Source organism: Nocardioides sp. (assembly GCF_030149505.1).
In the GTDB taxonomy this organism is placed as follows: domain Bacteria; phylum Actinomycetota; class Actinomycetes; order Propionibacteriales; family Nocardioidaceae; genus Nocardioides.
This window is the reverse complement of sequence record NZ_JASBRN010000067.1, coordinates 15,045-40,344: the sequence shown is the minus strand read 5'-3', so window position 1 is coordinate 40,344 and position 25,300 is coordinate 15,045. Positions and strand designations below refer to the sequence as shown.

The window sequence follows — 25,300 nt, the reverse complement described above, 5'->3', positions numbered from 1 at the left end:
TCATCGACCTCTCGGGGGCACGATCTCGGTGTACACGGCTGTGATCAGGAAATTGACGGAGAACAGCAACAGGAAGGTCTGCACCACCGCGGCGTTGACCGCATCACCGACGCCCTGGGGCCCCCCACTGGCGGTGAGGCCCTTGTAGGAAGCCACCACACCCGCGATCAGGCCGAAGATCGCCGCCTTGAGAGCTCCGACGTAGAGGTCGCTGGACTGAGCCAGCGTGGCGAATCCGGCGAAGTACGAGCCTGCGCTGCTGCCCTGTAGTCCTACACTGAAGAAGTACCCGCCCACGATGCCGACGAAGGCAACGAAGCCGTTGAGCAGCACCGCCACCGTGATGGCCGCGAGCACCCGGGGCACCACCAGGCGTTGGACGGGGTCGATCCCGAGGACTTCGAGGGCATCGATCTCCTCTCGGACCCTTCGGGCTCCCAGGTCGGAGCAGATCGCGGTCCCGGCCGCACCGGCGACGAGGAGCGCGGTGGCGATCGGCGCCGCCTCCCGGATGATGGCCAATGCGGAGGCTGCACCGGTGTAGGACTGCGCCCCCAGCTGTCTGGTGAGGCTGCCCAGTTGCAGGGCGATGACCGCACCGAAGGGGATGGCCACCAAGGCGGTGGGCAGGGTGGTGACTCGCGCCACGAACCACGTCTGGTCGACGTACTCCCGTGCGGCGAAGGGGCGTCGGAAGGTGGCACGGGCGACGTCCACGAACATGGCGAACAGCCCTCCGGCGCCGGCGAGCGGCGCCAGCACGAGGTGCGTCACCGGTCCCACCGCGCCGGCTCGACGCCACGGAGCGTGGCAGTCATCGCCGCCGAGACCAGGCCAGGTCCCCCCACGGGGCCCGCCAGCAGCGGGACCGTCCCCCACCGGCGAGCGTCCATCGGCTCGCCGTCATCGCGCGACAAGGTGGTCACCGGCCTCGTCCGCCGCCGGCCTGCGGCTGACGTGTCGACAGATCGCGTCGGCCACCTCGTCGGCTCGCTCCAGGGTGAGCATGTGCCCCGCGCCCTCGAAGGTCGTCAGCTCGGCCTGGGGCAGTGCCTTCGCGATCCGCATGCTGTGGGACACCGGCGTCAGCCGGTCCTCGGTTCCGACCAGGATCGTGGTGGGGGTGTCCATCAGTGCGCGCAGACCGGGAGTGCCGTCATGCAGCGCCAACCCGGCGTAGAACGCCGAGACGACCCCGAGCGGAACGTCCTGGACCACCGCTAGCATCTCGTCCACGAGATGGGCAGGGGCTCCTCGTCCGAAGCACAGCGCTCGGATGGCGAGCCACAGCTCTGGGGCGAGAGCGTCGTGTCGTTCTGCCCAGGACTCGAGGCGACCGAGCATCGCCATGACACTGGGTCCCAGGACGCGTACGCCGACTCCCAAGGGGCCTGGGAGGCCGAAGTCCGACCTGGACAACTCCCCGGCGCTGGAGCTGACGATCACGACTCCGTCCACGCGCTCGGCCACGAGAGCAGGCCGTTGCTCAGCCAGGTGCATGAGGGTCATGCCCCCCATCGAGTGACCCGCGAGCACCAGCCGCCCCTCCGGCGCCACCGTGTCAACGACGGCGGCGAGATCCGCCCCGAGCTGGTCGAGCGTGCAACTCTCCGCGAGGCCACGGTCCGACCGGCCGTGGCCGCGATGGTCGTAGGCGACGACACGTGCATGCTGACTGAGCACGGCGATCTGTCGTGACCACAGGCGCGACGACAGGGTCCACCCGTGCAGCAGCACGACAGTGACGGGGGCGTGAGGATCACCCCACTCGTTGACCGCCAGCCGCGCTCCGTCGGGCGCGTGGACGAAGGACTGCCTCACAGGACGACCAGCGCCGTGGCTCACGAGATCCCTGTCCGGCTGCGTCCTGGCCCGGAGCACCTTGCCGCGCGCCGCACGATGTGCCACCGCGATCCCCAAGCCGGCGAGAGCCACCTGCGTCTTCACGTGTGCCGTCCCTTCCTTGCAACCTCGTGCGCCCGTCAGAACGTGACGACTTCTAGTGCGACGCCAAAAGGTGTCACACGCCTGGAGAGACGTCAATCACCTCCCACAAACTAGTCAGCATTGTGCGTGACAGTATTTAGCGGTACGTTCGAACACGTCATAGACCTGTCCCCAGAGGAGGAAGACCATGTCAACTCACGAGTTGGCCAACCACGCCCCCGGCTCTTCGTCACCTGAGAGCGGGCGCGGTCTCACGCCCATGAGTCTCAACGAGGCACTCAGCACTGAGGTCACCCAGGAGAACTACGAGGACGTGCTGCGCACGCTGAGCCAGGCCTCGGTGGACCGCCACTTCGATGCCTTCGCGGACATCCCGTGGGACGACGAGGACTTCCAGGTCAGGCAGGACGACGAGCGATGGGTCCTGCCTGCCGCGGTGGACCCGCTCGGCGGCCACGAGTGGTACCTCAAGCAGCCGCTGGAGCGGCAGATCGAGATCGGACTCTGGCGCCAGGCGAACATCCTCAAGGTCGGCCTTCAGTTCGAGAACGTGCTCATCCGGTCCATCATGCAGTACGTCTTCGCACTGCCCAACGGCTCGGTGGAGTACCGGTACCTGATGCACGAGGCCACCGAAGAGTGCCACCACACGCAGATGTTCCAAGAGGTCGTCAACCGCATCGGCGCCGACGTCGACGGCATGCCGTGGATCCTGCGGAAGCTGGCACCGGTCCTGCCGATGCTGGTCACGCGGTATCCGGTGGTCTTCTTCTTGGGCGTGCTTGCGGGCGAGGAGCCGATCGACCACACGCAGAAGTCGATCTTCAGGGCTGGCGCCGAGCTCCCGCCCGTCCTGTCACGCGTCATGGAGATCCATATCGCTGAGGAAGCCCGCCACATCTCCTTCGCTCACGAGGCCGTGCGCCTTCGTGCACCCCACCTCAGCCGGAAGGCGCGGCACATCACGGCGGCCCTTCTGCCGCTCATCATGCGGTTCCTCGGCGACGCCATCCTCGTCCCGCCCAAGGCTTTCCGGGATCGCTTCGACATCCCCGACCACGTGATGAAGGAGCTGTACTGGCAGGCGCCGGAGTCCCGGGAGCGACTGCGCGACCTCTTCGCCGACGTGCGGATGCTGGCCGAGGACAGTGGCCTCATGACGCCGGTGTCTCGCCGGTTGTGGCGCTGGTGCAAGATCGACGGCCGGCCGTCACGTTTCCGCAGCGAGCCTGCGGTCGTCTTCCGCCGAGCGGCGTGAGCCGGTGACCCACGTCATCACCCAGGCGTGCTGTGGAGATGCCGCTTGCGTCTTCGCCTGCCCGGTCAACGCCATCCAGCCGAACCCTGATGACGAGCTGTTCGAGTCGGCCGAGATGCTGTACATCGACCCCAAGACCTGTGTGGACTGCGGCGCGTGCGTCGCGGCGTGCCCGGTCGGAGCGATCACTCGCGACACCAGGCTCCCGGTCGACCAGTTGCCCTTCGTGGAGATCAACCGGCTCTTCCACGAGGTGCATCCGGCCACCCAGCGGCGAGTCCAAGCCATCGTCCCCACATTGATCCGGCTGAACCCCCCGAACAAGCCGTTGCGTGTGGCCATCGTGGGCTCTGGCCCCGCAGGTCTCTACGCTGCGGACGAGCTGCTCAAGCAGGAGGGGGTGGAGGTCGCCGTCTACGACCGTCTGAGCGTCCCCTACGGACTGGTCAGATCGGGGGTGGCACCGGATCACCAGATGACCAAGGCGGTCGACAAGCTCTTCCGCGACATCGAGGACCTGCCGGGGTTTCACTACGCCTTGGGCGTGGACGTGGGCACCTCGGTGCACCACGAGGAGTTGGCGGCGCGCTACTCCGCGGTCATCTACGCCACCGGGGCGTCGCAGGACCGTGTCCTGCAGGTACCCGGTGCCGATCTCCCGGGCGTGAGCAGCGCGACTCGCTTCGTCGCCTGGTACAACGGCCACCCTGACCATGGCGATGCCCACGTCGATCTGAGCCATCGCCGGGTGGTGATCGTCGGCAACGGCAACGTCGCGATCGATGCGGCGCGCATCCTCACGACCGATCCGGACGCGTTGGCCCGCACCGACATCGCTGACCATGCCTTGGCCGCCCTTCGCCAGAGCAAGGTCGAAGAGGTCGTGGTGCTGGGGCGCAGAGGGCCGGAGCACGCGGCGTTCACGCTGCCCGAGCTGGTGGGCCTCATGGCTCGACGCGATCTCGAGGTCGTCGTCGCCGGCGATATCCCGCCTGCCCCGGAGTGGGCCGACGTGCAGCTTCGCCACAAGCTTGACCTGCTGCGGAGCCTGCCGACCGAATATCAGGCCGCGCCGAGCTCCAGGCGGATCGTGCTTCGGTTCTGGTCCTCGCCGCACCGGTTCGTCGGCCAAGACCAGGTGGAGGAGGTCGAGATCCGCAGCGCCGGCCCCGGATCACCGCCCGGTGGCACATCCGATCACCTGCCCGCCGGTCTGGTCCTCTCCTCCATCGGCTACCAGGGCTCGCCGATCGCGAGTCTCCCCTTCGACCCGGACCGAGGCGTCGTGCCGCATGTGCGCGGCCGGGTCGAGGGTCTGCCAGGGGCCTACGTCGTCGGATGGATCAAGCGCGGACCTCGCGGGTTCATCGGCACCAACAAGACGTGTGCGCGCGAGACGGTCAACAGCGTGCTCGAGGATGCGACGTCAGGCGTTCTCGAACCCGTGTCGCCTGCAGGGGACTTGGGTCAGCTGCTCCGCCAGTGGCATCCCGACTCCGTGGATCTTCCGGCATGGCGTCGCATCGACGAGGCAGAGATCGCACACGGCCTGTCAGCAGGGCGGCCGCGTGTGAAGCTGACGAGCGCGATCTGAGCGGGATCGCGGGGACGACGGGCACGCTTCGGCAGCGCGCCCGTCGTCCCCGTCCCTGTCGTGGTCAGTCATAGGCGACAGAGCGAGGGGCTTCCCCCGTCCACAGTCGGTGCCGCCGACCGAGACCCGGAACCCCGGTTCTGCTAGTTGCTGGCGCCGAGATCGGCCCTCAGCAGCCGCTGCACCACATCGTGGGCACCCGACCCCAGCTCCTCGCTGAGCGCCGAGCTGACCTCCTGGGTCATCGCACCCTGGAAGGCGCTGAGGAAGGCCTGGACGGCCAGCGGCTGCAGCCGCGCGTGGATCCCGGTGATCCGATTCCAGTCCTCCTCGGGCATGCCAGCCTCGACGAACTGGCTCCAGACGCTGTCGCGGAACAGCTGGACGAAGCATGCCGCGACCTCGCGCGCTGAGTTGACGACGACTTCGCCGGCTGCGGCGACCCCCTGAGGCGTCAGGCCCACTTTCATTGCCTCGGCTGCGGCCGTCAGCAGCCCCGGGGCCGTGACCGTGACGTTCCCGTCGGGATCGAACTCCGCCCCGACCAGGTCCGCGAACTCGGTCAACGACTCGAGCGTGGCGCTGGCTCCGAACAGGCTCAGGATCTGTTCTGGGGTGTAGGTCGTCGTCGGCTCGGCATCCCAGGGAGCCAACAGCCCGCGAATGATGTGCAACATGGCCTCGCCGGCGTCATCGGGCACTCCGGAGAGGATCTGCTCGATGCTGGACAGGCTGAAGCCAGCGGACTGCATCTCCCTGATGAAGGTCAACCGTGCCAGATGTGACCCGTTGTAGTAGCCGACGCGGCCTTGCATGATCGGCGAGGGCAACAAGCCCCGGGAGGCGTGCGATCGGAGAGTCCGTACCGTCATGCCCGATGCGAGCGCCAATGCGTCGATGGTCATCAGGCCGTTGCTGCCACTCTTCACGTCAGCCATTGTAGGGACGGCGGAGATGTCCGGCCCACCGCGGGCCTGGCAGCGAGCGACACCGACTCCCCAGCAGACTGAGCGCCGGGGCTGACTGTCGCGCGCGGCACCGTGGTCGTCGCGAACCCGACATGCGGCTCCTCGCGATCACGTCAGCTCGCGCCGTGCTCCGAGCACGAGGGCTTGCTGGTAAAGCGGTGCGGGCAGCCGCGACAACAGATCGATCACCTTGGCGTCGGGGCCGACGGTGACCCTGCGGCGATCGCGTCGGACAGCCGTGAGGATGGCGCTCGCCGCCTTCTCGGGCGAGGTCATGGAGATGCTCTGGAACCGCCCATGCGTCGACTCCAGGTCAGCGGCGGCACCCAACGACTCGTGGAGGCGTGCATTCTTGACGATGTTCGTCTTGATGCCGCCAGGATGGACCGTGGTCGCCGATACGGGATGCCGCGCGACCTTCAGTTCCATGTACAACGCGTCGGTGAAGCCTCGGACGCCGAACTTGGCGGCGTTGTAGGCGGACTGCGTCGGCACCGAGATCAACCCGAAGACGCTGGAGACGTTCACGACGTGCCCCTCGCCCGACCTGATCAAGTGGGGCAGGAACGCCTTGGTCCCGTGGACGACGCCCCAGAAGTTGATCCCCATCAACCAGTCCATGTCCTCCCACGTCATGGCTTCCACCGTCGAGCCCAGAGCGACTCCGGCGTTGTTGAAGATCAGGTTGGCCTTGCCGTGCGCTCCCACGACGGACTCGGCCCAGGCCGACATCTCTGCTCGGTTCGCCACGTCCACGACATCGCTGGTCACCAGAGCCGTGCCCTCCGCCGTGCCCTCGCGACACAGCGCTTGGGTCTGCGCAAGCCCCGCCGCGTCGACGTCGGACAACGCCAGGGCGCAACCCCGTCGGGACAGGTCGACAGCCAGTGCACGGCCGATCCCCGACGCGGCGCCCGTGATTGCCGCCACCTTGCCATCGAAAGTCCTCATCACAACGTCCTTTCTGCGCGCCGGCGAGCCCAGCGCCAGAGGTGTCAGGAGGCGCGCGCCACTGCCGTGGCGGACGACTCGGACTGGGTGGTGTAGGCAGCAACATCGAACTTGCGTGTCCGCCAGCGCAGCTCGAAGCTGAAGCCCGGCCACAGGGTGGAGTTCTTGCCGTTCGCGTCGAGGTACCACGACCCGCATCCACCGGTCGTCCACACCGTGCCCTCCATCCGATCCTCGATCTCGCGATTGAAGTCGTCCTCGACCTCTCGACGCACGTCGATGCTCGAGAGGCGCGATCGATCGACGGTCCGCAGCGCATCGAGAACGAACGCGACCTGGGACTCGATGTAGAAGACCACCGACGTGTGACCCGGTCCCGTGTTCGGTCCGACCAGGAGGAAGAAGTTCGGAAAGCCGCTCACCGAGGTCCCCAGATAGGCCTGAGGACTTCCCTTCCACCGTTCGGACAGCGTCTCCCCTGCTCGACCGCGAATCCGATCGGAGATCGAGGTGTCGGTGACGTGGAAGCCGGTCCCGAAAATGAGGGTGTCGATGGCGTGCTCTCGACCGTCCCGGGTGGTGATGCTGTGGGGGTTGATCCGCTCGACGGACTCGGTGACCACGGAGACGTTGGGCCGGGTGAGCGCCGGGTAGTAGTCGTTCGCGATCAGGATCCGCTTGCAGCCGATCTTGTAGTCCGGTGTCAGCTTGCGGCGGAGCTCGGGGTCCTTGACCTTCCAGTGCATGTGGGCAAGGGCCAGCTTCTCGACCGCTCGTAGCAGTCCAGGTCGGTGAACGAGCCCCGGCAGCATGGCCTCCTGCCGCCAGTAGACCGCGATCCGCACTGCCTTCTGCAAGGCAGGGACCGTGTTGTACAGCCGCTTCTGGAGCTCCGGGACGTTCCGGTCCGGACGCGGGAGGATCCACGGCGGCGTACGTTGGAAGACGGTGAGCTCACGGGCCGCTTCCGCCACGTGCGGGACGAACTGCACCGCGGAGGCCCCCGTGCCCAAGACCGCCACGCGCTCGCCGCTCAGGTCGTGGTCGTGGTTCCACTGGGCGCTGTGGAACATCGTGCCCTGGAAGTCCTCGATCCCGGGAACGTCCGGGTAGGACGGCTCGCTGAGAGGCCCGGCACCCGAGATCAGGAACTGGCTCCGGATAGTTCCGGCGCGCGTCTCGATCTCCCACTCCTGGTCGTCTTCCATCCACGTCGCCCCGAGGACCTCCGCGTCGAACACGATGTGGGGCATCACGCCGAACCGCACAGCGGTGTCACGCAGGTAGCGGTGCAACTCGGCTTGCTGCGAGAAGGCTCGGCTCCACCGCGGGTTGGGAGCGAACGAGAAGGAGTACAGGTTCGAGGGGACGTCGCAGGCACAGCCCGGGTAGTCGTTGTCGCGCCACGTACCTCCCACGTCGTGCGACTTCTCCAGCACGATGAAGTCGTGTCGGCCTTCCTGCTTCAGGCGCACGGCGGTGGCCAAGCCGGCGAAGCCGCTGCCGATGATGGTCACACGGCTGCGCGGGGGCAGTTCGGTAGGCATCTGATCTCCGTCCTCGACTTATGACGCGAGACAACGTACCACAAAACAACGTCACATGATTCGGGGGTATCTAGTGGGGTGTCGGTCATCGGCGTCGACCGCTTGGACGCGCCGGTCGCCGTCCGTTCGGCGTCGCGGCAGCGTCCGTCTCCTGCCACCATCACCCCGTGCTCCTCGACATCCAGCTCGACGCCCGCCCCGACGCCGCCGCCCGCGCGGCCGAGCTCGCCACGACCGGCGTGGAGGGACTGTTCACCTTCGAGGGCCCGCACGACGTGTTCTTCCCGCTGGTCGCGGCCGCGACGGCGGGCGTCGACGTCGACCTGATGACCAACGTCGCGATCGCGACGCCGCGCAGCCCGATGCACCTGGCGCACGCGGCGTACGACCTGCAGCTGCTCAGCAAGGGCCGGTTCCGGCTGGGGCTGGGCAGCCAGATCAAGCCCCACGTGGAGAACCGGTACGGCGCCACCTGGTCGCGCCCGGCGGCGCGGATGCGCGAGGCGGTGCTGGCGACCAAGGCGATCCTCACGGCGTGGCAGGACGGCACCCGGCTGGACTTCCGCGGGGAGTTCACCCGGCACACGCTCATGCCGCCGACGTTCGTCCCCGGCCCGAACCCGCACGGGCTCCCGCCGGTGCTGATGGGCGCGCTCGGCCCACTCATGACTCGCACCGCCGCCCAGGTCGCCGACGGCCTGCTGGTCATGCCGTTCCACTCCCACAAGCACATCCGCACCAACACGCTGCCCGCGGTCGAGGAGGGCTTGCGCGAGCGCGAGACCCCCGGCGAGCTCAAGGTCTACCCCCAGGCGATCCTCGCGATGGGCCGCACGCCCGAGGAGCAGGAGCGCGCCGACCTCGGGGTGCGCGGACTGTTGGCCTTCTACGGCTCGACCCCGGCGTACCGGCCGGTCCTCGACGCCGAGGGCTGGGGCGACCTGCAGCCCGAGCTGAACGCGCTGTCCAAGACCGGCGACATCATGGCGATGATCGGCAAGGTCGATGAGCGGATGCTCGAGACCCTCGCCGTCCGAGGCACCCCGGAGGAGTGCGCCGCGGAGCTGCAGCGCCGGTTCGGCGACGTCGCCGAGCGCGTGTGCGCCTACTTCCCCGGTTACGACCCGGGCGTCCAGCAGGTCCGGGACCTCGTCACCGCCCTCGCCTGACACACAGCCGTCGGTCGAGGAAGGACGAAGTCCTGTCTCGAGACCACGGCCGAACGCAGAAGGTGACGCGCACCACCTCGGCGACAAACAGAAAGGGATTGTCGTCAGCGGCGACGTCTGTTCTACTTTCGTCGTACTCGCTCCCTCTCTCCCCGCGTAGGTGGTCGTCGTGCGCATCCTCGATTCGGTGGTCGGCTCCGTCCGGCCCGCCGTCCAGCAGGCCGTCCAGCAGGCCCAGAAGACCGTGCCGATGCAGCGCCAGGTCCAGGCGCTGCACCTCTACCAGCGCGGCAAGCGCCTGGTGGTCGGTGACGACCAGCCGCGCTTCACCGAGGCGCCGGTCCCGGACGTCGACGACCTCGACCTGACCGAGATCGACACGAGCAACCCGTTCCTGTGGCGCCAGGGCAAGTGGGAGTCCTACTTCCGCCGGTTGCGCGACGAGGCGCCGGTGCACTTCCGCGCCGAGAGCCCGTTCGGGCCGTTCTGGTCGGTGACGAGGTACGACGACATCGTCACCGTCGACAAGGACTTCGAGACCTTCTCCGCCGAGCCGCAGATCGTGCTCGGCGCGCCCCCGGAGGGCCTCGACCTCGAGATGTTCATCGCGCTGGACCCGCCGCGTCACGACGACCGCCGCGCGGCGGTCCAGGACGTCGTGGCCCCGAAGAACCTCGAGGAGATGGAGGCCCTCATCCGCGAGCGGGTGGGGGAGGTCCTCGACTCCCTGCCCGTCGGGGAGCCGTTCGACTGGGTCGATCGGGTCAGCATCGAGCTGACCTCGCGGATGCTCGCGACCCTGCTCGACTTCCCCTACGACCAGCGCCGCAAGCTCGCGGAGTGGACCGACATGATGGCCGGCAGCGCCGGGGCCACCGGCGGCGAACCCGACGTCGACCAGATCTACCGCTCGGCTGCCGAGGTCGCCCGCGCCTTCAGTCAGCTCTGGCACGACAAGGCCGCCCGGCTCGCGGCCGGCGAGCAGCCCGGCTACGACCTCATCACGCTCATGCAGCTCTCCGAGGACAGCAAGGACATCATCGACCGGCCGATGGAGTTCCTCGGCGACCTGACTCTCCTGGTCGTCGGCGGCAACGACACCACCCGCAACTCCATGAGCGGCGGCGTGCTGGCGCTCAACCAGTTCCCCGACCAGTTCGACCGGCTGCGCGCCGAGCCGTCGCTGGTGCCGAAGATGATCCACGAGGTCCTGCGCTGGCAGACCCCGCTGGCCTACATGCGCCGCGTCGCCACGAAGGACACCGTCCTCAACGGGCAGTTCATCCGCAAGGGCGACAAGGTGGTGATGTGGTACGCCGCCGCCAACCGCGACGAGCGCCGCTTCGAGGACCCCGACCGCTTCGTCATCGACCGCCGCAACGCCCGCCATCACCTCGCCTTCGGCATCGGCACCCACCGCTGCATGGGCAGCCGGCTCGCCGAGCTCCAGCTGCGCATCCTCTGGGAGGAGCTGCTCGCCCGCTTCGACGACATCGAGGTCATGGCCGAGCCCGAGCGGGTCCAGTCCAACTTCGTCCGCGGCTACAGCCGGATGATGGTCCGCGTCACCCCGAAGGGCGCCGAGCGCCCCGAGCCCGGCCCCTACCGACAGATGTGGCTCGACCGCCGCGCCGCCGAGGAGGCGGCCGCCGAGACCTCACCGCTGGTCGAGCAGGCGAGCTCCGGCGAGCCGTCGTCGAGACCCGGTGAGCGACCCGCCCAGCCCGCCCCGCGCACACCCCGCCCCGGCACTGAGCTCCACACGGTGACCCTCGCCCACCGCCGTACGCCGGCAGAGGGCGTCGTCGAGCTGACGCTGGCCTCCCCCGACGGCTCGGCCCTGCCCGCGTGGCAGCCCGGCGCCCACGTCGACCTGCTGCTCGAGGACGGCCTGACCCGGCAGTACTCCCTCTGCGGCGACCCCGCGACCCCCTCCGAGTGGAAGGTCGCGGTCCTGCTCGAGCGCGACGGCCGCGGCGGCTCGGCCTTCGTGCACGACAAGCTCGCCGAGGGCACGACCCTGCAGGTCCGGGGCCCCCGCAACCACTTCGCGCTGGAGGAGTCGCCGCGGTACCAGTTCATCGCCGGCGGCATCGGCATCACCCCGATCCTGGCGATGGTGCGGGCCGCGCAGGCGAGCGGTGCGGACTGGCAGCTGTTGTACGGCGGGCGCTCCCGCGCCTCGATGGCCTACCTCGACGAGCTCCGTGAGCTCGGCGGCGCCGACCGCGTGACGATCTGGCCGCAGGACGAGCACGGTCTCCTCGACCTCGACTCCGTGCTCGGCACCCCGCGCGAGGACACCCACGTCTACGTCTGCGGCCCCGGCCCGCTGCTCGACGCCGTCCAGTCCCGCTGCGCCACCTGGCCCGAGGGCGCCCTGCACCTGGAGCGGTTCGAGGCCGCCACGGTCGAGGCCCCCGAGGACGCCCTGGCGACCTTCGAGGTCGAGTGCGTGCAGTCGGGCGTGACGCTGACCGTCACCGAGGACCGGACGGTCTTCGACGTCCTCGAGGAGGCCGGCGTCGACGTGCTCGGCTCGTGCCTGGAGGGCATCTGCGGCACGTGCGAGGCCGACGTCGTCGAGGGCGTCCCCGACCACCGCGACTCGGTGCTCAACAGCGAGGAGCGGGCCTGCGGGAGGACGATGATGACCTGCGTCTCCCGCTCGATGACCCCGCGCCTGGTCCTCGACCTCTGAGGCTGGCGCCGATCGAGCAGGAGCTGGGTGGTCGAGCAGCCGGAGCGCCAGCGAGGGCGTCGTCGAGACCGCGCGAGCTGCCTCTGGTCGGCGACTACGGCCGCACCCCACCGCCGGGCGAGGTGCGAGCGAAGCGAGCCACGAGACCCGCCCAGCGCTAGGCCTGGAGGAACGCCCGCGCCGCCACACCGATCCGCTCGACCGCCTCGTCGAGCTCCACGGTCGGCTGCACGACGTGGCTGACGGTGAGCCGCACGAGCGTGTCCACCATCGCCTCGCTCGCCACGTCCCCCAGCAGCGCCGTGACGGCCTCGGTGACCTGCCCGAGCACGGCATCGGGGTGCACGGTCAGCAGCGCCAGCAGCCCGGCGTCCTGCCCTGGCTGCAGCACTGCTTGCAGCACCGGGTTGGCCCGCCCCAGCTGCAGCACCCCTCGCACGGCCGCCGGGATGCCCTGCTCGAGGTCGGGGTGCGCCGCCAGCTCCTCGCTCGCCTTCGCGAGGAACCGTCCGACCTCCCGGTCGACGAGCGCCCGGCCCAGGTCGGCCTTGGCGCCGACCTCCTTGTAGATGCTCTGCCGCGGCACACCCGACCGCTTCGACACCTCGGTCATGCTCAGCGCGTCCCACCCGACCTCGGCCACGATCGAGGCCGAGGCGTCCAGCAGCCGCTCGAGCCGCAGCTCGCGCAGCTCGGCGTAGAAGGATGGCACGCTCACGCCACCCAGGCTACCGACAGCCAGGCCTCCACTGTCCCCACCTGCGACACATGAGCGCGCGAGCCCAGGCAGCACAGGTCGAGCTCCACCGGCGGTCGAGCAGGCGAGCGCCAGCGAGCCGTCGTCGAGACCCCTCCGCCACGGCCGCTCGCGAGGAGCGGCGAGACCACACCGGCGCCCTGCTCAGTCGACCGGCGCCACCACGTCGAACCCCAGCTCCCGAGCCGCCTCGGCCATCCGCTCGTCGTACGTCACGACCACACGGCATCCAAGGCGCAGGGCGGCCGCGAGGTGCAGGGCGTCCAGCGAGCGGAGGTGGTCGCCCGGCAGTGCCCCCGCCTCGCGGAAGGTGCCAGGCGTGACGTCGTGGAGCGTGATGCCTTCGAGCATCTCGGTGACGGATGACTGTGAGACACCCATGCGGCGAGCCGCCCGCCTGACCTCGGTCTCGAGGAGCAGGGTGCCGACGATCTGCGGATGCCCGTCGAGCCAGCGGACCAGCGCGCTCAACTCGGGCTCCTCGACCAGGAGCTTCACAGCCGCTGAGGAGTCGATGTACGAGCTCACCTGTCGCCGCGCAGGTCGTCGAGCACCTCACGCGTCGTGGCGCCCTCGATCCGCACCCTGGCGAGGCGACCGAACCCACCGGACCTCGTGGCCGGCTTCGCCACCGGCAGCTCCTCGGCCCCCACCGGCACGACCCGCGCCACCGGCTTGCCGTGCTTGGTCACCAGGAACGACTCCCCCGCCTCGACGTCACGCATCACCGCCGCATTGTCGTTGCGCAGCTCCCGCTGGGTGATGATCCGCATCCCCAGAGCGTAGCGCTGCGTAGCACTTCCTGCCACGCTCGATGATCGAGCAGCGAGCGGGCGTCGAGATCACCCCGCCGGGCATGAAGGCGGACCGTAGATTCGCAGGGTGCTGATGCTCCACGGCCCCCAGCCGGGCCCGGTCGACGACGACGCCCTCTCCGCGGTCTACCCGTGGCCCGACACGACCGACAAGCCCTACGTGCGGGCGATGATGGTCTGCACCCTCGACGGCGCCGCTGCGGGCGACGATGGCCTCTCCGGCTCAGTCTCCGGCGGCGCGGACCGGTCGGTGCTGCGCGCCGTACGCCGCTTCGCCGACGTGGTCCTGGTGGGCGGCGGCACGATGAAGGCCGAGGGCTACGGCCCGCTCAAGGCACGGCCCGAGGACGCCGACGTACGCCGCGACGCCGGCCAGGCCCCGGCCCCCGTCCTCGCGGTGGTCTCCGGCAGCCTCGACCTGCCGCTGGACCCGGGCGGGTTCACCGACTCCGACGTCACCCCCATCGTGTTCACGACCGAGTCCGCGGACCCGGCCCGCGTCGAGGACGTCCGGAAGCGCTGCGAGGTCGTGCAGCTGCCGGGCGAGAAGGTCGACGCCGAGCAGGTCGTGCAGCAGCTGCACCACCGTGGGCTGGGCCGGATCGTCTGCGAGGGCGGGCCGGGCCTGCTGCACCAGGTCACCCAGTCCGGGCTGCTCGACGAGGCCGACATCACGATCGCGCCGATGCTGGTCGGCACCGACAAGACGCCGAGCACGCCGATGGTCAGCGACCCCGGCACGATGACGCTGCAGCACGTGCTGACCGCCGAGGAGTTCCTGATGCTGCGCTACACCCGCACCACTGCCGGCACCGGCGACGCGGAGCCGACTGCCGACGACGTCCCCTCGGCCGAGCAGGGGGCCGCGTCGTGATCGACCTGCGCCGCCTGGCTGCCCTCGTCACCGAGCACGGCGACCTCCTCGACGCCTCGGTCGCGCCCTTCCGCCTCACGGTCGGCGGCACCTCGCGCGAGGTCGACACCGACACCGACCCGGCGATCATGGGCGTGCTGAACCTGTCCAAGGACAGCTGGTACCGCGAGTCGGTCGCCATCGGCACCGACAACGCCGTCCGGCTCGGCCGGCTCCAGGTCGCGCAGGGCGCGCACTTCATCGACGTGGGCGCGGAGACGATCCAGGAGTACGCCGACGACGTCGCCGCCGAGCAGCAGATCGAGCAGCTCGTGCCGGTGATCTCGGCGCTGACCGAGGACGGGATCGTCACCTCCGTCGAGGCGTACCACCCCAGCGTCGTGAAGGCCTCCTTCGAGGCCGGCGCCCGCGTCCTCAACCTCACCGGCTCAGCGCACGACGAGGAGATGTTCGCGCTCGCCGCGCAGTACGGCGCCAGCGTGATCCTCTGCCACGTCGGCGGCACCCACCCGCGCGACCTGGACCCCGACGCCGACCCCGGCTCGGACCCGATCGCCCACATGACCCCGCAGTTCGAGGCCCGGATGAAGGCCGCCCGCGACGCCGGCGTCCCCTCGCTCGCGCTCGACCCGGGCATCGGCTTCGGGTTCCGCTGGGCCCCGACGATGGACCAGCGGTTGGCCTACCAGACCCAGGTGCTGCTGGAGACCTTCCGACTCCGCGCCCTCGGGCTGCCGCTGTGCCACGCGCTCCCGAGCGCCCGCCACGTCTTCGGCGAGGAGGTCCGCTCCGCGGAGCACTTCTTCGCCACCCTCGCCCACCTCGGCCGCACCGGCATCTACCGCGTCCACGAGGTCGCCCGCACCCGCGCCGCCCTCAAGACCCTCCACACCGTCTGACGAAAACGAACGGCAAGGGGCTCTACGGGCCGCTCTGAACTCGAGGCCGTCGGTTGTCGAGCAACGAGGAACGTCGGCGACGGCGGGCCGCGAGTCACCGTCCTAGGATGCTCGGACGATGGCTCGGCTCAGTCCTGTTCGCGCTCTCGGTAGGCCCTGACGCTGAGCACGCAGGTGATGACTGCAGCAAGAAGAACGATCGCCGTGATGAGCAAGAATTCAGCCAGGTCGAGAGTCCCACGGAACAGGCCCCAAGCCACCGGTGGTACGAACCCGACGCCGGCGACGAGCGCGACGTTGCTGATGGGCGTAGGCGGCGACGAGCGACGAGCCTTCACTTTCGTGAACTTACCAAGCATCGACAGCCATGCCCCACGAGCAGATTGACCCGCCGGCCACCGCTGCCGCTACTGGCCCGGCAGTACCCGCAGAGAAATAGCTCATCACCGCGATACCACCGCAACCGATCACGACCTTGCTCGGCTTCTTGAGCGCCTTGGAGCTGACTCGCAGACCTTCGCGGCTTCGGTAGGTCGGCGCAACGCGCAGATCGACGCCCTGTGGAAACGCTAGTCACCCGTCTAGCGGGCTCGCAGCCGCCTTGTGTGCCATCCGCTGGTCCACGAAGAGACCGGAGCCGCGCTCAGTCCTCGGCGAAGTTCCCCGCCTGGCACACCCGGCACCAGACGTCGTCGCAGGCGACGACGGACGCGACGACAGCGATCGGCTCGGCTCCGGCGGTGGTCATGGGCGCGACTCTGCCCCACCGACGGCCGTTTCAACCAGAGGCCCCCGGTGAGTCGCACCGCGCACCGGGTCGTGGTTCAGCGGGCGCGCACTCTCGTGCTCGCGGCCGACAGCGGCGAGAACCCGGCTCCGGTCTTGGCCTCGACCACGAACCGCCACGGGCCCACGGCGCCCACCGCGAAGTCCAGCCGCCGGGTCGAGGCGTCCGCGAAGCGCTGGACCCGTGCCTTCTCCCCCGAGCCGGAACGACCGATGGCTGTGATCCGAAAGCAGCACGGTGAAGCCCCGCCCCAGTCCGGGTCCCGCCAGGACACCATCACCGAGAGCGAGCCACCAGCCGACCCGGGCGACACCCCCGGGGCCGGCATCTGCCGGGGCCCTCCCGCGGTCCTGGCCGTCAGCGACGCGGGCAGTCCCGGTCCATCCGGACCGACCGACTGCACCGTGACGGTGTGCTCGGAGTCCGACGGGAGCCCGAGCAGCAGTGCCTTGTGCCCGTAGTTGTAGCGCTTCACCTTCACCTGCACCGGCTCGCCGTCGAGCGAGACCAGCCACGACGACGGAGTACCGGCGCCGGCGTTGAACCTCCAGCCCACCTGGAACCCTCCTGCACGGGGCTTCACGGTGAGCCGTGTCGGTGCGGGAAGCACGTCCTCGTAGTAGAAGGACAACCGCTTCGACCACGTCCCCGGCCCGTCGTTCGTGAGCGGACGGAGGCGGAAGGTCCCGAAGGACCGGCCATACGGGAAGGGCACCAGCAGCACCGGCTCGGTCGTCTCGTGGAACGAGGTCTCCTCCTGGTCCGGTGGGATCGAGGACATCATCAGCTCGACCTCGTAGCCGAGGACCTCCGCTTCGCTCGGCGGCAGGACCCAGCGCAGCTCGAGCAGGTCGTCCTCGGAGTGACTTATCGCCTCGAACGTCAGCTCGGGTGCGTCGCCCTTGGTGCCGGCAGCGCTGGCACGGGTCGTCATGCCCGACGTCCATGTCACCTCCAGGAGATAGCCCACGCGCGTGCCGTCAGGAACGTGCGACAGGTCGACGCTCTCCTCCCGGACGTAGGGGCCGCGCTCCGTCACGATGGAGTCGTCGTCGCCCAGCCAGACGTAGCTCATGAAGCGCACGACATCGGATGCTCGCTCCGGCGGCACCGCCCAGGTCGCGTTCAGCGTGCCGTCGGTGATCACCCACGACTTGATCGACGGGTCCGGCTCCGCCTCCGCATCCCGCGCGGTCAACGACGCGACGCCGTACGCCGCGCTCGGCCCGCCCAGGAGCAGCAGTGCCACCACGGCACCGAAGATGCGTCGCATGATCGTCACCCGGGAGTCCTCCTTCGGTCGTGCGGACCGCATGGGCGCGCTCCTGACCGGGCAACGAGGAGGTCTCCTCGGAGTCCCGCGACGGCTCAACCGGTCTGGACTGGATCGATCACGACACGCGACTCACGTCCGCCTGGTGAAGAGCACCCGGTTGTCCCCCGTGACCCGATGCTCGTACGCCGGGTCGTGCACCCGCCGGTGGTGACTGGGACACAGCAACCGGCCGCGCGCCAGGTCGGTCCGCCCGCCGGTCGACCAGGGATCGTCGTGGTGGGCGTGGCAGAACCACGCCGCCGTACGGCAGCCCTCCGCGGTGCACCCGCCGTCCCGCGCTCCTAACGCGATGACCTGCGCTGTGGTGAAGAAGCGCTGCTTCCGCCCTTGGTCGAGCACCTGGCCCTTCCCACCGAGCACGACGGGAACGATCCCGGCCTCGCAGGCGAGCCGGCGGGCCGTCTGGCGGCGACCCGGTCGCCGGTATCGAGCACCGCCGAGGCCAGCCCGCCCTGCAACGTCTCCAGCGTCATCGTCACCACGACCGTCGCGCCGGTGCCGCCGACCTTCGGCGCCTCGCGCCCGTCGAGCCGCTCCAGCAGCTCGCAGACTGCCCGGCCGAGCTCGTCCGCCGACGCACGCCGGACCGGGCCGCCGCCCGGCACAGCCCCATCGGCACAGTCGGCCCCCTGCGCCTCGGCGGCCGCGTCGGCCGCCGGCCGGTCATGCACGACCAGCGCCATCAGCATCTTGCGCAGCATCGCGGCGTGCAGCTCGGGGACGACGAACCGGCCGTGCACCCGCCCCGACCCGTCCGGTGTCAGCGTCAGCTTCGTGGCTCGCTCCGCGTCCTTCTCGGCCGCAGCCAGCTGCGCGGCTTCGTGGGCCTCCCCGACCTCGGGGGCGACGAGGGCGAGCACCCGGTCGCCCAGCACCCGGAGGTCGTCGGCGTCGTGGGACGCGGCGAGCTCGACCAGCGCCCGCTCCGCCTCGGCGATCACCCAGGTCGGCAGGTCCGAGGGCAGTTCCTCTAGTGCCCGCACGACCACCGTGGCCTGCTCGAGGTTGACCCCGCCCGCGGCCATCGCCCTGCGCACCAGCGCGAACCGCTCCAGCGCCTCGGCCAGGTGCACCGCACGACGCGCGGACCGTCGCGTGGTCCGCGTCGCGCGCGCCAGCCAGGTAGCGGTCGTGGTCGCACCCGTCGGCTCCTCGACCCGCACGTCCACCGCGTGTGCGACCACCCGGTGCTTGAGCTCGGCTACCTGTGCCTCGAGCGCCGACAGCGCCACGAGCGATCCGGCCACCGCCGCCTGGTCCAGCCCCAGCAGGGAGGCCTCACCGAGCTCGGCCAGGGCAGCACCCGCGACCGCGACACCGCGGTCCACGACGTGCTGCCCGAGAACTTCCATGTGGTCCAGACAACCAGCGAGCACCGACAGTTCTGGGCCGGATAGAGGGTGCTCCACAGGCCACCGGGACACCGTTACCCGACCGTGATCTGCGGCCCCCGTCATCCACAGGTCGGCTCTCGGGAACTCACGCAGAAATCTCGTCAGTCGGCCTCTTTCGTCGGGAAGGGGTCACTGCTCTACAACGTCAAGGACTACGGCGCTCTCGGCGACGGCAGCACTGACGACACCGCAGCCATCAACGCAGCCATTGCCGCTATGGCCGTCGTCAACGTATTCGGTGACACCACCGGCATCCTGTTCTTCCCGCCAGGGCGGTACGTCACCAGTGGTGGACATACCATCAACAGTCGCTGCACGGTTCAGGGCACGGGCAAGGACCAGGCGATCCTCTTCCGCAAGGCAGGCGCGACCGCCGACCTTCTGACCCTGGCCGCCGCAAAGTCCGGGGTGGCGCACCTGGGTATCGACGGGAACGTCACCAACGCCCCGTCCGGTGGAGACCTCATCGTCCTCAACGCGGGCTACACCACGGTCGTGGACTGCTTCCTCACTAAGTCGGCAGCGAACGGCGTCACCATCGGTAAGGCAGCCGGGGCGCTCGCCACTCACCTCTCTGACCTGATCATCCGACTCTGCAAGAACTACGGCATCCAGACCACCGCCTCCTCGTCTTCCACCGACGGCATGTGGTCCAACATCGACGTTGGACAGTGCGGCAAGTCCGGCATCCGCCTTGATGAGGGCTCTCAGAACCTCACCAACGTCCACTCGTGGGGCAACGGCATAGAGGACGCCACCGACGGCCACGGCTTCTACCTCAACTCTGGCAGCAACCAACTCGCTAACTGGCAGGCCGAGACCAACAACGTCCACGGCGTCTACGTGAATGGTTCCGGCAGCCGGGGCAACGTGCTCACGGGCGGCAAGTCCTGGGGCAACGCCGCCTGCGGACTCAGCATCTTGAACGCCCCCCAGGGCGCGCTGGTCGGCAACCAGTTCTTCCGCAACGGCGTCACCAACACCGGCACCAACAGCCTGTCCTTCTCCGGGATCCGAAACGATGGCGGCACCGAGTGGACCATCACCGGGAACATCGTGTGGGACGACACCACCGCCGTCTCTGCTGGCTCCTACGTTACCGCTCCGGCCATCCCCTACCCAGGCAGGGCGGGCGGTGCCCTAACCACTTCCTACGCCTACTCCGAAGCAGGGTCTGCCGACAACAACACCATCTCGGGAAACAACTTCCGTCGACAACGGGTACTTAGCGGGGCGCTTGGGCCATCAACCGGACTCGTCGGGAACAGCAACGTCGTCAGTGGCAACGACCTCGGCAGCGAGTCTCTACCTACGCGCTCGGTCGTCACGGGCGCCGTGCGAGCGCCCTCGAACTCGGACACGATCATCGTCTCGGCCTCGCAGGAGATCACCTCCGTGCTGGGCCACCGCCCCGGGCGCGTCGTTCGCATCATCTGGACGAACGCATCCCCTCAGCCGATCCGAGACAACGGCACAACCTTGAACCTCAACGGCGACTTCACGCCCACGACCAACGACACGCTGACGCTCGTAAGCGACGGCATCAACTGGTATGAACTGAGTCGCTCGGCGAACTGACGGCCCGAGCGTGATGGCAAGGAGGATCGGCAGCGCGACGTAGGGGTTGTTCAGGCCGCTGACCGACAGACTGTTGCTGGCGGCGATCCCGAGCAGCCCCAGCGCCGTTGCCGTGGGCACCTTGGCCCAGTGCATGGCGATCCACGGAACCGCGAACGCGACGACCAGTCCGATCAGCCCGGCGTCGAACAGGACTCGTAGCACGAAGGCGTGCATGATCACCGAGTAGCAGTTCCCGTCCCCAGTCGAGGAGAACAGTAGCTCGTAGTAGGACAGTCGGATGCACGATGCCTGAGACAGCGGTGTGATCGGCTCGGTGCCGATGAGCCACGACACCGCGTCCCAGTTGCGGGTCTCGAACCGGAACACGTCGAGGAAGTTCAGGCGGTCGATCTGGGTTGCTCCCCGGGACCGCTCGACGAAGACGAGGATCGGGACGGCGGCGATCACCGGCAGGGCATACAGCCCGGCGACAGACTTGGTGGCAGTCGTTGCCTTGGTCTGAGACAGGGCGTAGATCACCAGCACCGCGAAGGCCACCGCGCCGCTCCGAGAGCCCGAGAGGACCATCAGCGCGGCCAGCATGGCGAGCGCCAGGAATCGCTGCGTCTGCGTCAAGCTGCGGTAGATCACCAGGGTGAGCCCGCAGAACATGGCGATCTCGAAGTTGTTCTCGATCAGCAAGCCGGGGCGCTCCCGGGCCCCCAGGATCACGAAGGACAGCGATGCCTTCGCCAGCGCCATGCCGATCAGGGCGAGAATCACGCGTCGCAGCATCCGATCTTGCCCCCATCGCATTCCGGTGGCCAGCACGAACGCCACGAGGTACAGCAGCCATCGGTACGCCTGGAGGAAGTCCTCCATTGGCGCGCCATTGAAGTAGATAGGCACGGCTCGCGTCAGCGCGTACCCGCCGAGCAGCATCAGGGCTCGGAGGTGGCTAATGCGACTTCTCACGATCGCGGCAAGGATGAGCAAGATGATCCAGCCGTCGAGAAGGGTCGTCACCGGAAGCGGGCTGAACCCGCCGATGGTCACGACGCCGAGAGCGCCCGCGACCAGCAGGAAGGCGTAGAGCCCGCGACTCAGCAGGTTCGGCACCTCGCGCTCGGACACTGCGGGGCGGCTCAGAACGCCACTCGGAACAAGCCGATGACGAGAAGGGCGCACGCGAGGCCCAGCACCACCTTGGGCCACGGCTCTGGACCGAACTCGAAGGCCGCCCACAGCGCCACGACCGCTAGCAAGATCAACACGGCGTCCAACACCCGGCCAAGGGTAGCGGCGCCGAGCCGAGCCTGCCGCTCACTCGGGCGGGAGAGACTTACCCCCACCCCCGCCGCCACCCCCACGCCAGCGCCCCGACCCCGATCGCCCACACCCCGAGCACCGGGACGTCGCCCTGGTGCAACCCGTGCCCCCGGAAGTCAACGAGCACCCGCCCCATCGCCGCGGACGGCATGACGAGCAACATCAGGGTCAGCACGGTGAGGCACGCCCCGGCGACGAGCAGCACGAGGCGGTGGGCGGTCACGCGAACACCCTAGGGAGCCCCCACGAGCCCCGGACCGGGCAGCCGTCACTTCGGCCCAGGCAAACCCTCCGTGCTTCACTCGACCCCGTGCACGCTCGGGTCATGGGGACACGGCGGCTGCGCGCTGCCGTCCGGACCACCGCGACGGGCGCGGCGGCCGCCCTGCTGCTGACCCTGGCTCCCGGCGACCAGAGCACGACGGCCCAGGTCGCCCTCGCCGCCGAGACCAGCGCACGCGCCGCGGCCAACCCCGGTGACCGGCCGACGGTGAGGGGCCTGCCCAGGATCGACGGCGCCTACCGCTTCGTCTCCCACCCCGACTTCCTCAACCAGGACGTCGGCGACGTGCGGACCAGCTCGTTCTGGCGCCGGGGCATGCCCACCAGCACCAACGACAGCTACGAGGCCTCCCTCGACCACGTCATCGGCCAGATGCTCCGCCACGACCCGCAGTCGCTGCTGGTGGCCGGCGACATGGTCGAGGGCGCCTGGGGTCAGGACGTGACCGGGGCGGGCGTCTTCGGCCCCACCCGCACGGTCGACCAGCGACGCCGAGCCGTCCGCGAGGCCGCGAAGGTCTACCTCAAGCAGTGGCACGCACGGTTCGCAGAGCGAGGGCTCCCCGTCTACCCCGCGATCGGCGACCACGAGATCGGCGACGACCCGTGGCGCCCGACCGGCAACCCCGACCAGGACGCCTGGCTGCGGTTCAAAAGCAAGCACCTGTGGCTCTGGAAGGGCGTCGCGGCCCGTTGGCTCTACCCCGACGTCCGCGCCGCCGCCGCCCGAGCGGGCAGCGACCTGCGCCGGGTCGGCGCGGTCTCGCATCCGCCGCGCGGGCAGGCGCGGCACACGGCGTACGCGACCCGGCTCAGCCCGGACCTGCTGCTCGTCTCCGTCGACGTCTTCCGCCCGCGCCCCGGCGGCGGGGTCACCGTGCTCCTCGACGAGGACCAGCGCCGCTGGCTGTCCACGACCCTGCGCCGTGCGAAGAAGCAGCGCGTCCCGTGGGTGGTCGTGCAGGGCCACACCCCGGTGATGGGTCCGGTGCGCACGCGGTTCTCCTCGGCGCTGACGTACGGCGGCAGCGACCTGCTCGGCCTCATGCGCCGCCACGACGTCGACGTCTACCTCACTGGCGAGGTGCACGACCACACCGTCACCCGCCGCCGCGGGCTGGTGCAGGTCGCGCACGGCGGGCTGTTCTACCGCGGGGAGTCGTCGTACGTCGTCGGGCAGGCGACCCGCGACCGGCTGCTCCTGGAGACCCGCTACCTCGACGGCCGTCCCCGCTTCGGCGGCGGCAAGCTGTGGTCGACCGAGGGCGGCAACGGGCCGATGCGGGTCACCTACGACCGGCCCTCGCGGGTGGTCGGCGCCTACGTCCTCGAGCGCCGCGGCAGGCCCGCCGACGGCAACCGGGTCGCCGCGAAGCGCGGGATCTCCGGCATCCCGTTCCGCGGCTGAACGGGCGCACGCCTACGTCGGCTGCGTGACCCGGATCCCGATCGCGCACAGTGGCAGCGCCGCGAGCACCACCGACACCTGCCCTACCCAGTCGGGCGCGAGCGAGGAGCCGGCCGAGACGGCGACGTGGGCGAGGAGCATCGCCGGCACCCACCGCCCGATCACCTCGGGCCCGGCACGGAAGAGCGCGAGCGCCAGCAGCAGCTCGCCCACGTAGAACGCCGAGATCCAGATCGCCAGGAACGTGACCAGGCCGGCCTCGCCCGAGACGTCCTGGATCGCCGCGGCGTCGACCCCGTCGGTGAGCACGAGTGCCCGCAGGAACACCAGCAGCGCCGCGAACCCGGCCGTCCCGACGTACCCGACCGCCAGCACCGAGCAGGCCGCCATCGTCGTGCGGCGCCCCGGTCCACGCACCAGCACGATGATCGAGGGCAGTCCGAGGATCAGGCCGACGGAGGCCAGGAGGTACATCAGCGAGCCGCCCAGCCAACGCCCGCTCTCCTCCTGGACCGTCATCAACGTGTCGGCCGCGGTGTCACCGCCCTGGGTCAGCACGCTCGCGAGCAGCAACGCCATCGCCCCGGTCACCAGGGCAGCGGCACTCACGGGCAACCAGTCGTGGACCCTCACAAGCCGCACACTCTTCCAGTCAGGCTGCACCTGTCCACTCATCCCCCCGGATGGCCCCCCCCGGTCGCTGGTCGAGCAGGCGAGCGCCGGGTGCGCGCCCACCACCGCTGGTTGAGCAGGCGAGCGCCAGCGAGCCGTCGTCGAAACCGCGTGACCCGACCACTCACCGTTCCCCAAGCCCGGAGAGCCCCGCACCCCTACACTCGCGCCCGTGCGCCGTGCTCCCGGTACCTCAGCCTCGGCCGGCTTCTCCCTCGCCGGCTTCCTCGTCGTCCTGCTGGCCATCGTCGTGATCGGCGGCACCGCCGTCGGGTACGCGCGGTGGCAGTCCGACATCGCCGCCGCCACCGACACGGCCATCGATCCCGCGGGCTCGGACACCGCCGACGCGGCAGACGAGAGGGACGACGACCTCCCCGCCGCCCCGGACTCCCCCGACGAGCTGGTCGAGGAGCCTGAGGAGCCCGCCTACGAGGACCCGACCTTCGAGGTCCTCGAGCCCACCGAGAACCGCCCGCAGCCGGTCGTCCTGCTCGTGGGCGACGGGTACGCCGACGGCCGCGGCGCCTCGAACGCCGGCACCGCCTACTCCAGTCTCCTGGCGCGCGACCTCGGCTGGGACGTACGGCTGGCCACCGCGACCGGCGCCGGCTACGTCTCCGCACCCCCGACCCTGCTCGACCTGCTCGTCCAGTCCCCACCGGACCTCGCCCCCGACCTGGTCATCGTCCAGGGCGGCTACGGCGCCGACGCCCCCAACGACGGCGCCAAGGCCGCGGTCGAGGAGCTCCGGACGACGTTGGAGAGGCGGTACGGCGACGTGCCGGTCGTCGCCGTCACCGCCTTCGCCCCCGACGGCATCACCGAGCAGCTCGAGACCCGCGAGCGCACCATCGCCCGCGCCTGGCGCGAGGACCCCGACGTCCTGGTGCTGCGCCCCCAGCTCGACGGCTGGTCCGACCCCAGCCCGGACGACGCCGGCCACGAGCTCATCGCCACCGAGCTGGTCACCGCCCTCCGCACCGCCGGCCTCGCCCCCTGACGATCTGCGGCCTCGCCGGCGGTCGAGCAGGCGAGCGCCAGCAAGCCGT

The 25,300-nt window shown here is 69.7% G+C and carries 23 protein-coding genes; 9 read left to right on the top strand and 14 right to left on the bottom strand.

The window, feature by feature from the left end; genetic code table 11:
• Both Q1V71_RS14705 and Q1V71_RS14700 read right to left on the bottom strand, forming a co-directional pair.
• Positions 1 to 723, bottom strand: coding sequence for an ABC transporter permease (locus Q1V71_RS14705; RefSeq protein ID WP_179533243.1), 723 nt, complete (start codon positions 721 to 723; stop codon positions 1 to 3).
• Between the two features lie 180 nt (positions 724 to 903).
• On the bottom strand, positions 904 to 1,947 hold the full coding sequence (locus Q1V71_RS14700) for an alpha/beta hydrolase (protein WP_300644703.1): 1,044 nt from the start codon (positions 1,945 to 1,947) through the stop codon (positions 904 to 906).
• Between the two features lie 259 nt (positions 1,948 to 2,206).
• Here Q1V71_RS14700 and Q1V71_RS14695 point away from each other — a divergent pair, with 259 nt between their 5' ends.
• Positions 2,207 to 3,205, top strand: a complete 999-nt coding sequence (locus tag Q1V71_RS14695) for a diiron oxygenase (RefSeq protein WP_179532157.1) — start codon at positions 2,207 to 2,209, stop codon at positions 3,203 to 3,205.
• 4 nt (positions 3,206 to 3,209) lie between these two features.
• A complete protein-coding gene (locus Q1V71_RS14690; protein WP_300387655.1) occupies positions 3,210 to 4,799 on the top strand; it encodes an FAD-dependent oxidoreductase in 1,590 nt (529 codons plus the stop codon).
• A gap of 143 nt (positions 4,800 to 4,942) precedes the next feature.
• On the opposite strand, the gene Q1V71_RS14685 is transcribed toward Q1V71_RS14690, so the two are convergent.
• From Q1V71_RS14685 to Q1V71_RS14675, 3 genes are all read right to left on the bottom strand, one after another.
• Positions 4,943 to 5,728 (bottom strand): MerR family transcriptional regulator, encoded by a 786-nt coding sequence (locus Q1V71_RS14685; protein WP_300387653.1) that lies wholly within the window; start codon positions 5,726 to 5,728, stop codon positions 4,943 to 4,945.
• A gap of 147 nt (positions 5,729 to 5,875) precedes the next feature.
• Positions 5,876 to 6,718, bottom strand: a complete 843-nt coding sequence (locus Q1V71_RS14680) for an SDR family oxidoreductase (RefSeq protein WP_300387651.1) — start codon at positions 6,716 to 6,718, stop codon at positions 5,876 to 5,878.
• A 44-nt stretch (positions 6,719 to 6,762) separates the two neighbouring features.
• Positions 6,763 to 8,265, bottom strand: a complete 1,503-nt coding sequence (locus Q1V71_RS14675) for an NAD(P)/FAD-dependent oxidoreductase (RefSeq protein WP_300387649.1) — start codon at positions 8,263 to 8,265, stop codon at positions 6,763 to 6,765.
• Positions 8,266 to 8,432: 167 nt separating this feature from the next.
• Here Q1V71_RS14675 and Q1V71_RS14670 point away from each other — a divergent pair, with 167 nt between their 5' ends.
• The gene (locus tag Q1V71_RS14670) at positions 8,433 to 9,434 is read left to right on the top strand and encodes a TIGR03617 family F420-dependent LLM class oxidoreductase (RefSeq protein WP_300644702.1); all 1,002 of its coding nucleotides are present in this window, start codon (positions 8,433 to 8,435) and stop codon (positions 9,432 to 9,434) included.
• 169 nt (positions 9,435 to 9,603) lie between these two features.
• A complete protein-coding gene (locus Q1V71_RS14665; protein ID WP_300644701.1) occupies positions 9,604 to 12,135 on the top strand; it encodes a cytochrome P450/oxidoreductase in 2,532 nt (843 codons plus the stop codon).
• A gap of 157 nt (positions 12,136 to 12,292) precedes the next feature.
• Here the strand turns inward: Q1V71_RS14665 and Q1V71_RS14660 are convergent, their stop codons facing one another.
• From Q1V71_RS14660 to Q1V71_RS14650, 3 genes are all read right to left on the bottom strand, one after another.
• The gene (locus tag Q1V71_RS14660) at positions 12,293 to 12,853 is read right to left on the bottom strand and encodes a TetR family transcriptional regulator (protein WP_300644700.1); all 561 of its coding nucleotides are present in this window, start codon (positions 12,851 to 12,853) and stop codon (positions 12,293 to 12,295) included.
• A gap of 183 nt (positions 12,854 to 13,036) precedes the next feature.
• The gene (locus tag Q1V71_RS14655) at positions 13,037 to 13,420 is read right to left on the bottom strand and encodes a type II toxin-antitoxin system VapC family toxin (protein WP_300644699.1); all 384 of its coding nucleotides are present in this window, start codon (positions 13,418 to 13,420) and stop codon (positions 13,037 to 13,039) included.
• Positions 13,417 to 13,665 (bottom strand): type II toxin-antitoxin system Phd/YefM family antitoxin, encoded by a 249-nt coding sequence (locus Q1V71_RS14650; protein WP_300644698.1) that lies wholly within the window; start codon positions 13,663 to 13,665, stop codon positions 13,417 to 13,419. Before Q1V71_RS14650 ends, Q1V71_RS14655 begins: the two co-directional genes overlap by 4 nt.
• A 115-nt stretch (positions 13,666 to 13,780) precedes the next feature.
• Between Q1V71_RS14650 and Q1V71_RS14645 the strand changes: the two genes are divergently transcribed.
• Both Q1V71_RS14645 and Q1V71_RS14640 read left to right on the top strand, forming a co-directional pair.
• Positions 13,781 to 14,581 carry a pyrimidine reductase family protein gene (locus Q1V71_RS14645; RefSeq protein WP_300644726.1) on the top strand — a complete coding sequence of 267 codons (801 nt, stop codon included), beginning with the start codon at positions 13,781 to 13,783 and terminating at the stop codon, positions 14,579 to 14,581.
• Positions 14,578 to 15,480 carry a dihydropteroate synthase gene (locus Q1V71_RS14640; RefSeq protein WP_300644697.1) on the top strand — a complete coding sequence of 301 codons (903 nt, stop codon included), beginning with the start codon at positions 14,578 to 14,580 and terminating at the stop codon, positions 15,478 to 15,480. Before Q1V71_RS14645 ends, Q1V71_RS14640 begins: the two co-directional genes overlap by 4 nt.
• 128 nt (positions 15,481 to 15,608) lie before the next feature.
• Here Q1V71_RS14640 and Q1V71_RS14635 read toward each other — a convergent pair whose 3' ends face one another.
• The 3 genes from Q1V71_RS14635 to Q1V71_RS14625 all read right to left on the bottom strand — a co-directional run bounded on the left by Q1V71_RS14635 (position 15,609) and on the right by Q1V71_RS14625 (position 18,955).
• Entirely contained in the window at positions 15,609 to 15,818 is a 210-nt protein-coding gene (locus Q1V71_RS14635) for a hypothetical protein (RefSeq protein WP_300644696.1), read from the bottom strand.
• A 486-nt stretch (positions 15,819 to 16,304) separates the two neighbouring features.
• Entirely contained in the window at positions 16,305 to 17,582 is a 1,278-nt protein-coding gene (locus Q1V71_RS14630) for a hypothetical protein (protein ID WP_300644695.1), read from the bottom strand.
• 302 nt (positions 17,583 to 17,884) lie between these two features.
• A complete protein-coding gene (locus tag Q1V71_RS14625; protein WP_300644693.1) occupies positions 17,885 to 18,955 on the bottom strand; it encodes a DUF222 domain-containing protein in 1,071 nt (356 codons plus the stop codon).
• Between the two features lie 84 nt (positions 18,956 to 19,039).
• Between Q1V71_RS14625 and Q1V71_RS14620 the strand changes: the two genes are divergently transcribed.
• The gene (locus Q1V71_RS14620; protein ID WP_300644692.1) at positions 19,040 to 20,575 is read left to right on the top strand and encodes a glycosyl hydrolase family 28-related protein; all 1,536 of its coding nucleotides are present in this window, start codon (positions 19,040 to 19,042) and stop codon (positions 20,573 to 20,575) included.
• Between the two features lie 1,127 nt (positions 20,576 to 21,702).
• Here the strand turns inward: Q1V71_RS14620 and Q1V71_RS14615 are convergent.
• Together Q1V71_RS14615 and Q1V71_RS14610 are read right to left on the bottom strand one after the other, a co-directional pair.
• Positions 21,703 to 21,843 carry a hypothetical protein gene (locus Q1V71_RS14615; RefSeq protein WP_300644690.1) on the bottom strand — a complete coding sequence of 47 codons (141 nt, stop codon included), beginning with the start codon at positions 21,841 to 21,843 and terminating at the stop codon, positions 21,703 to 21,705.
• A 56-nt stretch (positions 21,844 to 21,899) separates the two neighbouring features.
• Positions 21,900 to 22,109 carry a hypothetical protein gene (locus Q1V71_RS14610; RefSeq protein WP_300644688.1) on the bottom strand — a complete coding sequence of 70 codons (210 nt, stop codon included), beginning with the start codon at positions 22,107 to 22,109 and terminating at the stop codon, positions 21,900 to 21,902.
• 102 nt (positions 22,110 to 22,211) lie between these two features.
• Between Q1V71_RS14610 and Q1V71_RS14605 the strand changes: the two genes are divergently transcribed.
• Positions 22,212 to 23,576 (top strand): metallophosphoesterase, encoded by a 1,365-nt coding sequence (locus tag Q1V71_RS14605; RefSeq protein WP_300644687.1) that lies wholly within the window; start codon positions 22,212 to 22,214, stop codon positions 23,574 to 23,576.
• A 12-nt stretch (positions 23,577 to 23,588) separates the two neighbouring features.
• Here the strand turns inward: Q1V71_RS14605 and Q1V71_RS14600 are convergent, their stop codons facing one another.
• Positions 23,589 to 24,185, bottom strand: a complete 597-nt coding sequence (locus Q1V71_RS14600; protein WP_300644686.1) for a hypothetical protein — start codon at positions 24,183 to 24,185, stop codon at positions 23,589 to 23,591.
• A 235-nt stretch (positions 24,186 to 24,420) separates the two neighbouring features.
• On the opposite strand from Q1V71_RS14600, the gene Q1V71_RS14595 reads away from it, so the two are divergent.
• On the top strand, positions 24,421 to 25,251 hold the full coding sequence (locus Q1V71_RS14595) for an SGNH/GDSL hydrolase family protein (protein WP_300644684.1): 831 nt from the start codon (positions 24,421 to 24,423) through the stop codon (positions 25,249 to 25,251).
• Positions 25,252 to 25,300: the final 49 nt, after the last annotated feature.

Coding starts and splice junctions, on each gene's coding strand:
- Q1V71_RS14625 (WP_300644693.1), bottom strand. CDS start 18,955: ATGGAAGTTCTCGGGCAGCACGTCGTGGACCGCGGTGTCGCGGTCGCG.
- Q1V71_RS14605 (WP_300644687.1), top strand. CDS start 22,212: ATGGGGACACGGCGGCTGCGCGCTGCCGTCCGGACCACCGCGACGGGC.
- Q1V71_RS14630 (WP_300644695.1), bottom strand. CDS start 17,582: ATGCGGTCCGCACGACCGAAGGAGGACTCCCGGGTGACGATCATGCGA.
- Q1V71_RS14705 (WP_179533243.1), bottom strand. CDS start 723: ATGTTCGTGGACGTCGCCCGTGCCACCTTCCGACGCCCCTTCGCCGCA.
- Q1V71_RS14650 (WP_300644698.1), bottom strand. CDS start 13,665: ATGCGGATCATCACCCAGCGGGAGCTGCGCAACGACAATGCGGCGGTG.
- Q1V71_RS14680 (WP_300387651.1), bottom strand. CDS start 6,718: ATGAGGACTTTCGATGGCAAGGTGGCGGCAATCACGGGCGCCGCGTCG.
- Q1V71_RS14675 (WP_300387649.1), bottom strand. CDS start 8,265: ATGCCTACCGAACTGCCCCCGCGCAGCCGTGTGACCATCATCGGCAGC.
- Q1V71_RS14695 (WP_179532157.1), top strand. CDS start 2,207: ATGAGTCTCAACGAGGCACTCAGCACTGAGGTCACCCAGGAGAACTAC.
- Q1V71_RS14645 (WP_300644726.1), top strand. CDS start 13,781: ATGCTCCACGGCCCCCAGCCGGGCCCGGTCGACGACGACGCCCTCTCC.